12 protein-coding genes are annotated in these 13,894 nt (G+C 62.5%); 9 read left to right on the forward strand and 3 right to left on the reverse strand.

Annotated features, from left to right (window positions below):
- Positions 1–93: 93 nt before the first annotated feature.
- Genes BT125_RS25230 through lnt form a run of 4 tightly spaced genes read left to right on the forward strand, consistent with a single transcriptional unit; the run spans position 94 to position 3,985 of the window.
- Complete coding sequence (locus tag BT125_RS25230; protein WP_060740491.1) at positions 94–1,104, forward strand: PhoH family protein; 1,011 nt, start codon at positions 94–96, stop codon at positions 1,102–1,104.
- Complete coding sequence (ybeY, locus tag BT125_RS25235; protein ID WP_072411486.1) at positions 1,097–1,555, forward strand: rRNA maturation RNase YbeY; 459 nt, start codon at positions 1,097–1,099, stop codon at positions 1,553–1,555. Before BT125_RS25230 ends, ybeY begins: the two co-directional genes overlap by 8 nt.
- Positions 1,556–1,594: 39 nt before the next feature.
- Positions 1,595–2,434 (forward strand): HlyC/CorC family transporter, encoded by an 840-nt coding sequence (locus tag BT125_RS25240; protein ID WP_003205870.1) that lies wholly within the window; start codon positions 1,595–1,597, stop codon positions 2,432–2,434.
- A gap of 27 nt (positions 2,435–2,461) precedes the next feature.
- Positions 2,462–3,985: an apolipoprotein N-acyltransferase gene (gene lnt / locus BT125_RS25245; RefSeq protein ID WP_072411488.1), complete on the forward strand. Its 1,524-nt coding sequence runs from the start codon at positions 2,462–2,464 to the stop codon at positions 3,983–3,985.
- A 143-nt stretch (positions 3,986–4,128) separates the two neighbouring features.
- On the opposite strand, the gene BT125_RS25250 is transcribed toward lnt, so the two are convergent.
- Both BT125_RS25250 and BT125_RS25255 read right to left on the reverse strand, forming a co-directional pair.
- A complete protein-coding gene (locus tag BT125_RS25250) occupies positions 4,129–4,890 on the reverse strand; it encodes a YdcF family protein (protein WP_072411490.1) in 762 nt (253 codons plus the stop codon).
- Between the two features lie 103 nt (positions 4,891–4,993).
- Complete coding sequence (locus BT125_RS25255) at positions 4,994–5,314, reverse strand: hypothetical protein (RefSeq protein ID WP_072411492.1); 321 nt, start codon at positions 5,312–5,314, stop codon at positions 4,994–4,996.
- Between the two features lie 292 nt (positions 5,315–5,606).
- On the opposite strand from BT125_RS25255, the gene leuS reads away from it, so the two are divergent.
- The 5 genes from leuS to BT125_RS25280 all read left to right on the forward strand — a co-directional run bounded on the left by leuS (position 5,607) and on the right by BT125_RS25280 (position 11,772).
- A complete protein-coding gene (gene leuS / locus BT125_RS25260; protein ID WP_072411494.1) occupies positions 5,607–8,213 on the forward strand; it encodes a leucine--tRNA ligase in 2,607 nt (868 codons plus the stop codon).
- 90 nt (positions 8,214–8,303) lie between these two features.
- Positions 8,304–8,909 carry an LPS-assembly lipoprotein LptE gene (gene lptE / locus BT125_RS25265; protein WP_072411496.1) on the forward strand — a complete coding sequence of 202 codons (606 nt, stop codon included), beginning with the start codon at positions 8,304–8,306 and terminating at the stop codon, positions 8,907–8,909.
- Between the two features lie 39 nt (positions 8,910–8,948).
- Positions 8,949–9,986 carry a DNA polymerase III subunit delta gene (holA, locus tag BT125_RS25270; RefSeq protein WP_072411498.1) on the forward strand — a complete coding sequence of 346 codons (1,038 nt, stop codon included), beginning with the start codon at positions 8,949–8,951 and terminating at the stop codon, positions 9,984–9,986.
- A 226-nt stretch (positions 9,987–10,212) separates the two neighbouring features.
- Positions 10,213–10,377 (forward strand): alternative ribosome rescue factor ArfA, encoded by a 165-nt coding sequence (arfA, locus tag BT125_RS25275; RefSeq protein WP_030140368.1) that lies wholly within the window; start codon positions 10,213–10,215, stop codon positions 10,375–10,377.
- Positions 10,378–10,449: 72 nt separating this feature from the next.
- On the forward strand, positions 10,450–11,772 hold the full coding sequence (locus BT125_RS25280) for a lytic murein transglycosylase (RefSeq protein ID WP_072411500.1): 1,323 nt from the start codon (positions 10,450–10,452) through the stop codon (positions 11,770–11,772).
- A gap of 112 nt (positions 11,773–11,884) precedes the next feature.
- Here BT125_RS25280 and BT125_RS25285 read toward each other — a convergent pair whose 3' ends face one another.
- Entirely contained in the window at positions 11,885–12,829 is a 945-nt protein-coding gene (locus BT125_RS25285) for a S66 peptidase family protein (protein ID WP_072411502.1), read from the reverse strand.
- Positions 12,830–13,894: the final 1,065 nt, after the last annotated feature.

Consider the following 13,894-nt stretch of genomic DNA (forward strand, 5'->3'; position numbering starts at 1 on the left):
AATCAGATTCGCCTGTTTAAGAGCTTTCGCACCCAGCCTACTGGCGTTATCCTTGATTTCACCTTAATTGCCCCTGGGCGGCTAAAAACGACCTTGAACGCACCCATCGAACCACATCGCTTTATTCTCGAGCCCTTTGAGGCTCGCCGCTTCGCCAATCTGTGCGGGCAATTCGACGAGCACCTGCGCTTGATCGAACAGCGCCTGGCCATCGAGATCCGCAACCGCGGAAACCAGTTCGAGCTGATCGGCGAACCCAAGCACACCACCTCCGCGGAAAACCTGCTGCGCCGTCTCTACCGGGAAACCAAGGGGAGCGAGCTGTCGCCGGATACGGTCCACCTGTTCCTGCAGGAGTCGGCTGTCGAAGAACTCGACAACCACGCCCCGTCGGAACCTGCCGTGGCCCTGCGCACGAAAAAAGGCATGATTCGCCCTCGCGGCTTGAATCAGCAGCGCTACGTGAAGGAAATCCTGGGCAACGACATCAACTTCGGCATCGGCCCGGCCGGTACCGGCAAGACCTACCTGGCCGTGGCCTGCGCCGTCGATGCACTGGAACGCGAACAGGTACGGCGCATCCTGTTGGTGCGACCGGCGGTCGAAGCGGGTGAAAAACTCGGTTTCCTGCCCGGCGACCTGGCCCAGAAGATCGACCCGTACCTGCGCCCGCTCTATGACGCGCTGTATGAAATGCTCGGTTTCGAATACGTCGCCAAGCTGATCGAGCGCCAGGTCATCGAGGTCGCGCCGCTGGCCTACATGCGCGGTCGCACCCTGAACAACAGCTTCATCATCCTCGACGAAAGCCAGAACACCACGGTCGAGCAGATGAAAATGTTCCTGACCCGGATCGGCTTCGGCTCCACCGCCGTCATCACCGGGGACATCACTCAGGTCGACCTGCCCCGTGGCACCAAGTCCGGGCTGAACCATGTGATCCAGGTCCTCAAGGACGTGCCAGGCATCAGCTTCACGCACTTCATGCCCAAGGACGTCGTGCGCCATCCGTTGGTACAACGCATTGTCGAAGCCTACGAGCGCTTCGAGAATCGCGAGGCCGACGACACGACCGAAGGCAAAGGCAATCGCCACAATGCTTGAACTCGACCTGCAAGTGGCCAGCGAACACGCTGCCCCCAGCGAGGCCCAGTTCCGCCAATGGTGCGAACTGGCCCTGCGCCAGCGCAGCGCCGACTCGGAGCTGACGATCCGCCTGGTGGACGAGCCCGAGGGCCGCGAGCTGAACCACACCTGGCGGCAGAAGGACTACGCCACCAACGTGCTGTCGTTCCCCGCCGACGTGCCCGACGAGTTGCTCGACATCCCGCTGCTGGGCGACCTGGTGATCTGCGTCCCGGTGGTGGAGCGTGAAGCGGCGGAACAAGACAAGACCCCTGAAGCCCACTGGGCCCATCTGGTGATTCACGGCTGCTTGCATCTACTGGGTTACGACCATATAGAAGATGACGAAGCCGAAGAAATGGAAGCACTGGAACGGACGTTGCTTGCAGAGCTGGGTCATCCCGACCCCTACGCCGGCGACGAACACTGATACATCAACTGTAACGACAAAGGATTCAGAGTAATCGCTATGAGCGAAGATCGATCGAGCAACGGGCAGAAGTCATGGCTGGGCAAGCTCACCCAGGCTTTTGCCCATGAGCCGAAAAACCGCCAGGAGCTGCTGGAGCTGCTGCGCGATGCACACCAGAACAAATTGCTGGACAGCGAAGCGCTGGCCATCGTTGAAGGCGCCATTCAGGTCGCTGACCTGCAAGTGCGGGACATCATGGTCCCGCGCTCGCAAATGGTCAGCATCAAGGCGACCCAGACCCCGCGTGAATTCCTGCCCGCCGTGGTCGACTCCGCCCACTCGCGCTACCCGGTCGTTGGCGAGAGCCATGACGACGTCATGGGCGTGCTGCTGGCCAAGGACCTGCTGCCGCTGATCCTTCAGGAGAACGGCGACAGCTTCAACATCAAGGACCTGCTGCGTCCGGCCACCTTCGTGCCCGAGTCCAAGCGCCTGAACGTGCTGCTGCGGGAATTCCGCGCCAACCACAACCACATGGCCATCGTCATCGACGAATACGGCGGCGTGGCCGGCCTGGTCACCATCGAAGACGTGCTCGAGCAGATCGTCGGCGACATCGAGGACGAGCACGATGTCGAGGAAGACAGCTACATCAAGCCGCTGCCCAGCGGTGACTTCCTGATCAAGGCCCTGACGCCGATCGAGAACTTCAACGAATTCTTCGACAGCCAATTCTCCGACGATGAATTCGACACCGTCGGCGGCCTGGTGATGAGCGCTTTCGGGCACCTGCCCAAGCGCAACGAAACCACGGAAATCGGCTCCTGGCGCTTCCGCATCCTCAATGCCGACAGCCGCCGGATTCACCTGCTGCGCCTGTCACCCATTGGCCGATAACCCCTGCGAGACCCGCTAAGGATATACATGCGCTGGATAACCCGCCCCGGCTGGCCCGGTAACCTGCTGGCCGTGGCGGCCGGTGCGATCACCACCCTGGCCCTGGCACCGTTCGACCTCTGGCCGCTGGCATTGCTGGCGGTCGGCTTGTTCTATGCCGGGCTGCGCGAGCTTTCGCCGCGCCAGGCCCTGGGCCGTGGCTGGTGTTTCGGTTTTGGCCTGTTTGGCGCCGGCACCAGTTGGATCTACGTCAGCATCCATAACTTCGGCGGCGCCTCGGTGCTGCTCGCCGGGCTGTTGATGCTACTGTTTATCGCCGCTATCGCCTGGTTCTTCGCCCTGCCCGCCTGGCTGTGGGCGCGCTGGCTGCGCCGCAACGAGGCGCCCTTGGCCGATGCCCTGGCCTTCGCCGCACTGTGGTTGGGCCAGGAAGCCTTCCGCGGCTGGTTCCTCACCGGGTTCCCGTGGCTGTATTCCGGGTACAGCCAGCTCGACGGCCCCCTGGCCGGCCTCGCGCCGTTGGGCGGGATGTGGCTGATCTCCTTCACCCTGGCCCTGACCGCCGCGCTGCTGTACAACGCGCCGCGGCTGATTCGCGGCGCACGCAAAGGTTTTATTGCCGCGGGGGTGCTGCTGTTGATCGGCCCGTGGGTAGCCGGCATGGCCCTCAAGGGGCATGCCTGGACCAGCCCCTCGGGCGACCCGCTGAGCGTCGCGGCGATCCAGGGCAACATCGAACAAAGCATGAAGTGGGACCCCGAGCAGCTCAACGCGCAGTTGGCCCTGTACCGCGACATGAGCTTCGCCTCCAAGCGCGTCGACCTGCTGATCTGGCCGGAAACCGCGGTGCCGGTGCTCAAGGAGTCCGCCCAGGGCTACCTGGACATGATGGGCAACTTCGCCGCCGAGCGGCAGTCAGCGTTGATTACCGGCGTGCCGATTCGGCAATTGGTGCATCACGAGAAGCGTTACTACAACGGCATCACCGTGACCGGCGAAGGTGACGGTACCTACCTGAAGCAAAAACTCGTGCCGTTTGGCGAATACGTACCGCTACAGGACATCCTGCGCGGCCTGATCGCCTTCTTCGACCTGCCCATGTCGGACTTCGCCCGGGGCCCGGCCGACCAGCCATTGCTGCAAGCCAAGGGTTACCAGATCGCTCCGTTCATCTGCTATGAAGTGGTCTACCCGGAATTCGCCGCCAGCCTCTCGGCGCGCAGCGACCTGCTGCTGACCATCAGCAACGATACCTGGTTCGGCACCTCGATCGGCCCGCTGCAACACCTGCAAATGGCCCAGATGCGCGCCCTGGAAGCCGGCCGCTGGATGATCCGCGCCACCAACAACGGCGTGACCGGCCTGATCAACCCCTTCGGCCAGATCACCGCACAGATCCCGCAATTCGAGCGTGGCATCCTGTATGGCGAAGTGGTGCCGATGCACGACCTGACGCCGTACCTGCAATGGCGCTCATGGCCACTGATCATTTTGTGCGTCTTGCTGCTGGGCTGGGCATTGGTGGCGAGCCGGATGGCCAAGACGGTCTAAAGCCTTTTGGAAGCACTTGTGGCGAGGGAGCTTGCTCCCGCTGGAGTGCGAAGCGCTCCCAGAAATTTTGGGGCCGCTGCGCAGCCCAGCGGGAGCAAGCTCCCTCGCCACAACTATGTTCAGCCCACACATTTTTCGTATGCTCAGCGATAAAACACCAAATACCCCAACAACCCCACCGCCTCATTCATCAACTGCCCGGACTGCCAGATCGACTTGAACTCCGGCATCCAGCCACCCAGTGGCCGGGCGTTGTCCGGACCCAGGAAGCCGACAGGCGCCGGCACCACTTCAAATCCTGACCGCTCGAAACTCCAGAGCGCCCGCGGCATGTGCCACGCCTGGGTCACCACCACGACCCGCTTGATGCCCGCCGGCAGCAAAATCTCGGCGCTCATCTGGGCGTTTTCCCAGGTCGTGCGGCTGCGCTCTTCCTGCCAGCGCACGGTGACGCCGAAGTCGTCCCGCATCGAATCGGCCATCAACTTCGCTTCACTGGGTGGGGTGCCATAGTGCAAGCCGCCGGTCGTCAGCACGGGCAAGCCCGAAGCCTTGGCCAGTCGCGCCGCATAGCGCTGGCGTTCGAGGCCGACACCGGTGGGCTGGTCCGAACCCCAAGCCAGGTCACCGCGCTCGCGACCGGAACCCAGCACCACGATGGCGTCGGCACGCTGGGCCAGGGTCGCCCATTCACTGCGCAGCAACGGCGGTTCACGCTCCAATGCCTTGGCGCCCCACTGCACCACCACCGGCAGGCTCATCAGCCAGAAGCCCCCCAGGCCCACGGCGAAACACAGGCGAGCCAGGCGCGGCCGCGAATGCCGCCACCACCAGGCAAGCGCCAACAACAGCAAAAGAATGCCGGGCGGCAATAACAGTTGTTTGATGAAATAGCGAAACGGCATCGGGCATCTCCATAGATGCCCGAAGCCTAGGTGGGTTGACGCAAAGCGACAACAGATTCGAAAAAACCTTGAATCAAAAAAAGCGACATGCGTGAATCCGGCGTTACTTGAACTGCAGTGACCGGACCTTTACAGCATCCTTGTCAGGCGTCCGGTCCTTGAGCCATACAACCTTGGCCGAACGGGGCGCATCGAGACGCTTGATTACCTGGGCCCCACTGGCGGGGGGTTGATGTCCGGCCTGTTCGAGGTAAGCCTTGACCAGTTCGAACTCTGCGGGGCTCAAGCCACGCAGTTCCAGCTCTACCGGACGCTCATCACGCAAGCGACCGGCGGTTCTTGCAGCGTCCAGGGCCACCCCAAGACGATCGATCAGTTTTTCATACAACTCAGGTGTAGCGACTTTTCGTTGTGATTCAACCATCCCTCACCTCATTGAAGATAAGACTCACTCCCCATTGAGAAGCTTAGCTTCGTTGGGCAAACCGGCAGGGCGCCGCGACCAACGGCCCTGAACACGGGTCCTCGCCAGCGGTCGTCGATGGCCAGCACGCAATCAGGGTTTCCCTCGGCAGAGCGCGGTCATGTATGCTACGGCGCTTCCTGTAACTCCACTTCCAGCTTGGCTGGGCATCGAAAACGCCGCATTCGGCGTCGTCTGCGTCCAGTATGGCCACGAAGAGGATTGGGCCACCCCATTCAGTACAAAAGTAGCCATGCACGAACACTACCAGCCCCGTGAAATCGAAGCCGCCGCCCAGTCGTTCTGGGACGAGCAAAAGTCCTTTGAAGTCAGTGAACAGCCAGGCAAGGAGACTTACTACTGCCTGTCGATGTTCCCTTACCCCAGCGGCAAGCTACACATGGGGCACGTGCGCAACTACACCATCGGCGACGTGATCTCCCGCTACCAGCGCATGCAAGGCAAGAACGTCCTGCAACCCATGGGTTGGGACGCCTTCGGCATGCCGGCGGAAAACGCCGCGATGAAGAACAACGTGGCCCCCGCCAAGTGGACCTACGAAAACATCGCCTACATGAAGACCCAGCTGCGCAGCCTGGGCCTGGCGGTGGACTGGTCCCGCGAAGTGACCACCTGCAAGCCGGACTACTACCGCTGGGAACAATGGCTGTTCACGCGCCTGTTCGAAAAAGGCGTGATCTACCGCAAGAACGGCACCGTGAACTGGGACCCGGTGGACCAGACCGTACTGGCCAACGAACAAGTGATCGACGGCCGCGGCTGGCGCTCCGGCGCGCTGATCGAAAAGCGCGAGATCCCGATGTACTACTTCAAGATCACCGCCTATGCGGATGAACTCCTGGAGAGTCTCGACGAGCTGACCGGTTGGCCCGAGCAGGTCAAGACCATGCAGCGCAACTGGATCGGCAAGTCCCGGGGCATGGAAGTGCAGTTCCCGTATGACGTCGCCTCCATTGGCGAAGCCGGCACCCTGAAAGTCTTCACCACCCGTCCGGACACGCTGATGGGGGCCACCTATGTGGCCGTGGCCGCCGAGCATCCGCTGGCCACCCTGGCGGCACAGAACAACCCCGAGCTGCAGGCATTCATCGCCGAATGCAAGGGCGGCAGCGTCGCCGAAGCCGATGTCGCCACTCAAGAGAAGAAAGGCCTGGCAACGTCGTTGTTCGTCGAGCACCCGCTCACTGGCGAGAAGCTGCCGGTGTGGGTCGCCAACTACGTGTTGATGCACTACGGCGACGGCGCGGTGATGGCCGTGCCGGCCCACGACGAGCGTGATTTCGAATTCGCCCACAAGTACAACCTGCCGGTCAAACCGGTGGTGCGCACCAGCGCCGGCGACCAGACTCCCGCACCTTGGCAGGACGCCTATGGCGAACACGGCGAACTGATCAACTCCGGCGAGTTCAACGGCCTGGACTTCGCGGGCGCATTCGATGCCATCGAAGTCGCCCTGATCAAGAAAAACCTCGGCGCCTCGCGCACCCAGTTCCGCCTGCGGGACTGGGGCATCAGCCGCCAGCGCTACTGGGGCTGCCCGATCCCGATCGTGCATTGCGACACCTGCGGTGACGTACCGGTGCCGGAAGACCAGTTGCCGGTGGTCCTGCCGGAAGACGTCGTACCCGACGGCGCCGGCTCGCCCCTGGCACGCATGCCCGAGTTCTACGAGTGCAGTTGCCCGAAATGCGGCGCACCGGCCAAGCGTGAAACCGACACCATGGACACCTTCGTCGAGTCCTCCTGGTATTACGCGCGCTACGCTTCGCCGCACTATGAAGGCGGCCTGGTGGAAAAATCCGCGGCCGACCACTGGTTGCCGGTGGACCAGTACATCGGCGGCATCGAACACGCCATTCTCCACCTGCTCTACGCACGCTTCTTCCACAAGCTGATGCGTGACGAAGGCCTGGTGAGCTCCAACGAGCCGTTCAAGAACCTGCTGACCCAAGGCATGGTGATCGCCGAGACTTACTATCGTCGCGAAGCCAACGGTGCCTACACCTGGTTCAACCCGAGCGACGTCGAGCTCGAACGCGACAGCAAGGCCAAGGTCATCAGCGCCAAGCTGATCGCCGACGGCCTGCCGGTGGAAATCGGCGGCACCGAGAAAATGGCCAAGTCGAAGAACAACGGCGTCGACCCACAATCGATGATCGACCAGTTCGGCGCGGACACCTGCCGCCTGTTCATGATGTTCGCCTCGCCACCAGACATGAGCGCGGAATGGTCCGACTCGGGCGTCGAGGGCTCGCACCGCTTCCTCAAGCGCGTCTGGCGCCTGGCCCAAGCCCACGTCACCCAGGGCCTGCCGGGCAAACTGGACGTCGCCGGCCTGAACGATGAGCAGAAAGCCGTTCGTCGCTCGATTCACCTGGCCATCAAGCAGGCCAGCCATGACGTCGGCCAGAACCACAAATTCAACACTGCCATCGCCCAGGTGATGACGCTGATGAACGTGCTGGAAAAAGCCGCGCAAGGCACCGAGCAGGATCGCGCGCTGATTCACGAAGGCCTGGAGGCCGTGACGCTGCTGCTGGCGCCGATCACCCCCCACATCAGCCACGAGCTGTGGAATCAACTGGGTCACGCCGACCCGGTGATTGACGCTCGCTGGCCGGTGGTGGACGAAACCGCGCTGGTGCAGGACAGCCTGACTCTGGTCATCCAGGTCAACGGCAAGCTGCGCGGCCAGATCGAAATGCCGGCCGCCGCCACACGCGAAGAAGTCGAAGCCGCTGCGCGGGCCAATGAAAACGTGCTGCGCTTTGTCGATGGCCTGACGATTCGCAAAGTGATCGTCGTGCCCGGCAAGCTGGTCAATATCGTCGCAAGCTAATTGGATCGGGTGCGAGGCTCAAGCCTGGCGCCGAATACAACCTGCGGGGTCGCCTGGTCGACCCCCATAGGGTTCAAGGGGAGCAACAAGATGATCAAACGTAATCTGCTGGTAGTGGGCCTGGCGGTCCTGTTGAGCGCCTGCGGCTTCCAACTGCGCGGCACCGGCACCACCGAGCTGGCGATCAAGGAACTGGACCTCAGCGCACGGGACGCCTATGGCGACACCGTCAAGTTGCTGCGCGACAACCTGGAAAACAGCGGTGTGAAAGTCTACGGCGGGGCGCCATACAAGCTGGTACTGACCCGTGAACAGCAAAGCCAGCGCAGCCTGAGCTATGCCGGTGCCGGTCGGTCGGCCGAGTACGAACTGAACAACGTGCTGAGCTATGAGATCCGCGGCCAGAACGATCTGGTGCTGTTGGACGACAAACTGCAAGTGCAGAAGGTCTACCTGCATGATGGCAACAACATCACCGGTTCCGACCAGGAGTCGAGCGAAGTGCGCGACGAAATGCGGCGTGACCTCGTGCAACGCATGATGCTGCGCCTGCAACAGCTGAGCCCGGCCCAACTGGACCAGTTGCAACAGACCGCCGACGCCAAGGCCAAAGCCGAGGCCGAAGCCCTGGAAGCGGCGCGCAAGGCTGAAGCGGAAACCCCGCAACAGTCGCCGATGCAGATCCCGGCTGAATAAGCCTTGCGGGGCGCTCCGGCGCCCCGCTCGCTTTCTCTTATGAAGCTCGCTCCCGCCCAACTCGGCAAACACCTGCAAGGCGCCCTCGCGCCGATCTACATCATCAGTGGCGATGACCCGCTGCTGTGCCAGGAAGCCGCCGACGCCATCCGCACTGCCGCACGCCAGCAAGGTTTCGACGAGCGCCAGGTCTTCGCCGCCGACGCCAGTTTCGACTGGGGCACGCTGCTGCAGGCCGGGGCGAGCATGTCGTTGTTCGCCGAAAAACGCCTGCTGGAACTGCGCTTGCCCTCCGGCAAACCCGGGGACAAGGGCGCCGCTGCGCTGATCGAATATTGCTCACGCCCGGCCGAGGACACGGTGCTGCTCATCAGCCTGCCGAAACTCGACGGCAGTGCGCAGAAAACCAAATGGGGCAAGGCCCTGGTCGAAGGGCAACAGACCCAGTTCGTGCAGATCTGGCCGGTGGACGTCAGCCAGTTGCCCAGCTGGATCCGCCAACGGCTGTCCCAGGCCGGCCTCTCGGCCAGCCAGGACGCGGTGGAGCTGATAGCCGCCCGGGTCGAAGGCAACCTGCTGGCCGCCGCCCAGGAAATCGAAAAGCTCAAGCTGATGGCCGAAGGCGGGCAGATCACCGTAGAAACGGTGCAGGCTGCCGTGGCCGACAGTGCACGCTTCGATGTCTTCGGCCTGACCGATGCGATCCTCAACGGTGAAGCCGCCAATGCCCTGCGCATGCTCGAAGGCCTGCGTGGCGAAGGCGTCGAGCCGCCGGTGATCCTCTGGGCCCTGGCCAGGGAGTTGCGCCTGCTGGCCAACCTGTCCCTGCAATACAGCCAGGGCGTACCGCTGGACAAAGCCTTCAGCCAGGCCCGCCCGCCCGTCTGGGACAAGCGCAAACCCCTGATGAGCAAGGCCCTGCAACGCTATTCCGCTCCGCGCTGGGCGCAATTGCTGCTCGAGGCCCAACGCATCGACGCGCAGATCAAGGGCCAGGCCGCCGGCTCGCCGTGGATGAGCCTCAGTCGGTTGTCGTTGTTGATGGCCGGTCAGCGGCTGACGTTGCCTGCCGAGTAAACACACTCTTCAAGCCAGAGGGCTTTTTGTGGCGAGGGAGCTTGCTCCCGCTGGGGCGCGAAGCGGCCCTGTTTTTTGGGTCTGCTTCGCAGCCCAGCGGGAGCAAGCTCCCTCGCCACGAAAGCGTTATTTCAGGCGACAATTTCTCTTGCATGGAGGGACTGGACAGCCCCCCAACTCTGTCCCATGATTTGCCCCGCAAAACCACCCCACGAGAGATCCCATCATGAGCAAAAAGCCATCCAGGCATGGCCCCAACAAGGCCAAGTCCATCGTCGCCCAACCCCTGTTCCGCAGCCGCCAGGAACGACCCGCCAAGGGCAAAGGCAGCTACCGCCGCGAAGCCTTCCAGTCTGACAACTGGGAGGCTTCTTGCTTTCTGGCCGCTTGAAACACTCGGACAAGCCCTACGCCCCTTTCGCATGTTAAGGTCAGCACCTGATTTGTATTTCTGGACCCGTGCATGCCCTTCTGTCTTTCCCATCGTTGGCCACTGCGCCAAATGATTGTTGCCGCAAGCGTTGTCCTGCTTGTCGCCTGCGCCGAAAAACCTACCGCCGCCGACGCCCAACCGCTCCAGACCGCTCCCGCCGTGACCGCTCCGGCCATCGTGCCGCCCGTGGTGCCCACCGGCGATGACCTGGCCATTGCGCCCACCCAGACCTTCGCCGAATGGCAGGCCGGGTTTCGCAAGGAAGCCCTGGCCGCCGGAATCCGTCCCGATTTGTTCGATCGTGCGTTTGTCGGCGTCAGCCCGGACATGAGCGTGATCAAGGCCGACCGCAGCCAGCCGGAATTCACCCGCCCCGTGTGGGAATACCTCGATGGCGCGCTGTCGCCACTGCGGGTCAACAAAGGCAAGAGTCTGATCCAGCAGAACGCCCAGGTCCTGCAAAGCATCGAACAGCGTTATGGCGTCGATCGCGAAGCGCTGGTGGCGGTGTGGGGCATGGAGAGCAACTTTGGCCAGTTCCAGGGCAGCAAGTCGGTGATCAACTCCCTGGCGACCCTGGCCTACGAAGGACGACGCCCGGGCTTCGCCCATGCGCAATTGATCGCCGCGCTGCAAATCCTGCAACAGGGCGATATCACACCGGAAAAAATGCTCGGCTCCTGGGCCGGCGCCATGGGCCAGACCCAGTTCATCCCCACCACGTACAACACCCACGCGGTGGATTTCGATGGCGACGGCCGCCGCGACATCTGGGGCAGCTCCACCGATGCCTTGGCCTCGACTGCGCATTACCTGCAAAGCTCCGGCTGGCAACGTGGCCAGCCGTGGGGGTTCGAGGTCGATCTCGCCGAGGGCTTCGACTACACGCTGGCCGATGGCACGATCCGCAAGCCCGTCTCCGAATGGATTCGGCTGGGGGTTTCAGAATATGGCGGCTTGCCGATCGCCCCGGATGACAGACAGCTATCGGCGTCCCTGCTCCTGCCGGCCGGCCATCGTGGCCCGGCGTTCTTGATCTTCGATAACTTCCGCGCCATTCTCAAGTACAACAATTCGTCGTCATACGCCTTGGCGGTCGGGCTGTTGTCAAAGCGCTTTACCGACGGCGGGCTGGTCTACGGCCAATGGCCCAAGGAAGACCTGCCCCTGAGCCGCAGCGAACGCATCGAATTGCAAACCCTGCTGGGCAAGCACAACTACGACGCGGGCAACCCCGACGGCATCATCGGCGCCAACACCCGCAAGGCCATCCGCAGCGCCCAGCAGTCGTTCGGCTGGCCGGCGGATGGGTACCCGACGCAGCAGTTGCTGGAGGCGTTGCGTAACCGCTGATTCGCCTTATGGCGACTGCCGCTATCGCGAGCAAGCTCGCTCCCACAGGTGTTCTCTATCAACCTGTGGGAGCGAGCTTGCTCGCGATGGCTGACTCCCAAGCGCTACATGACTAGCGACTGACCACCACATCCTGCCCCAACACCAACCTCTTCTCCCCCGCATCCAGGGTCACCAACGCCCCCATGGGCAAGGTCAGGTTCGGATCGCAATGCCCGCTGCGCCAGCCGGACAGCACCGGAATGCGCAACGGCGCGAAGGTCTGCTTGAGCAGCCCGTTCAACGCCTCGACATCGACCCCGGCCACGTCCCCCACCAACACACCGCGTAGTTTGTGCAACGTGCCGGCCAAGCGAAGCTGAGTCAGCAGTCGGTCGATGCGATACAGCGGCTCGTTGACGTCTTCGATGAACAGGATCACCCCTTCGGCGTCGATCTGATAAGGCGTGCCCATAGTCGCGGCAATGATCGACAGGTTGCCGCCCAGCAGGCGTCCGTGGGCGATGCCAGGCTCGACGGTGGTCAATGGGTAGGCGGCGGGGTGGTTCAGCTCGCTGCCGGCCTTCAACTGTCCACGCAGCAGGCTGAACAACGAGGTGACGGTTGGGGGTTCCTTGTCGCCTAGCAGATCGGCGTTGAGCAGCGGGCCGTGGAAGGTGACGAACCCGGCATAGCGGCTGATGGCCAGGTGCAGGGCGGTGATGTCGCTGTAGCCTACGAATGGCTTGGGGTTGCGTCTTAGGAGTTCGAAGTCGATGCGGTCCAGCAGGCGTGGTGTGCCGTAGCCGCCCCGTAGGCAGATGATGGCTTTGACTTCTGGGTCGGCGAAGGCGGCGTGCAGGTCATTGAGGCGTATTTCGTCGCTGCCGGCGAGGTAGCCGTTCTTTTCGTAGACGCCTGGGAATATCCGTAGCTCATGACCGCGGGCGCGCATCCATTGGATGGCTTTTTCCGTGTCCAGGGGGGCCGGGCCGGCGGGGGCGATCACGGCGATCAGGCCTTCGGATGGGAGTGCCGGGACGGGTTGATGTGGGTTCAGGACTTGGGTGGCTTCCATGGGGTTCCCGGTTTTTCGGCTTGCTATGCGTGTATATCCGTTTTTTGTGTAACGGCCACTTATGGTTCCGCTCTTACAGCGGGTCACTTTTGGAAAAGCGCCAAAAGTAACCAAAAACGCTTTGCCCCACCACTCGGTACCTCGCCTAGGCTCGGCATGCCCGAACGAAGGCATTGCTCCGTGGGCACGCCGCGAAGGGCCATCCATGGCCCAGCGCGGCTATCCCGGCATCCATGCCGGGATGCCCACTGCGCAATGCCTGCGTTCGGCCAGCGTGGTTTAACGGGGCGCCTAGATCAAGATCAAGATCCAAAGCAAAGCAAAGCAAGAGCGCGATACATCCAGCATCTATGTAACTGAACCACCGCCATCGCGAGCAAGCTCGCTCCCACATTGGGGGGAGTGATCACAGCATCTGCACACAACACAAACCTGTGGGAGCGAGCTTGCTCGCGATGACGTCGGCACAGCCAACATCATCACAGACTGATCCTCCGCTATCGCGAGCAAGCTCGCTCCCACACGGGGGTGTGGGTGTTCACAGCATCTGTATACGACACAAAAACCTGTGGGAGCGGGCTTGCTCGCGAAGGCGTCGGCACATCCAACATCACCGCAAGCTGCCCCATCGCTTTCGCGAGCAAGCCCGCTCCCACAGGAGGAACGCGTTCACTCTAAGCCAGGCCGGCTATAAGGCCGCCTCGCGTGGCTTTTGATCTGGAGCGCCCCGTTAACCACGCTGGCCGAACGCAGGCATTGCGCAGTGGGCACCTCGGCATGGATGCCGAGGTAGCCGCGCTGGGCCATGGATGGCCCTTCGCGGCGGCCCACGGAGCAATGCCGGAGTGAGGGCACACCGAGCCTAAGCGAGGTGCCGAGTGGTGGGGCAAAGCGTTTTTGGTTACTTTTGGCGCTTTTCCAAAAGTGACCCGCTGTAAGAGCGGAACCATAAGTAGCCGTTACCGAAGAAACGGATATACACACCAACCCACCACCAAAAAACCGCTAAATCAGGAGCCCAGAAGCTCAGCCTTGACCAACTTAGCCTGCTCATCCGCATGATAC

It is taken from the genome of Pseudomonas sp. NFACC04-2 (genome assembly GCF_900119265.1).
Classification (GTDB): Bacteria; Pseudomonadota; Gammaproteobacteria; order Pseudomonadales; family Pseudomonadaceae; genus Aquipseudomonas; species Aquipseudomonas fluorescens_AA.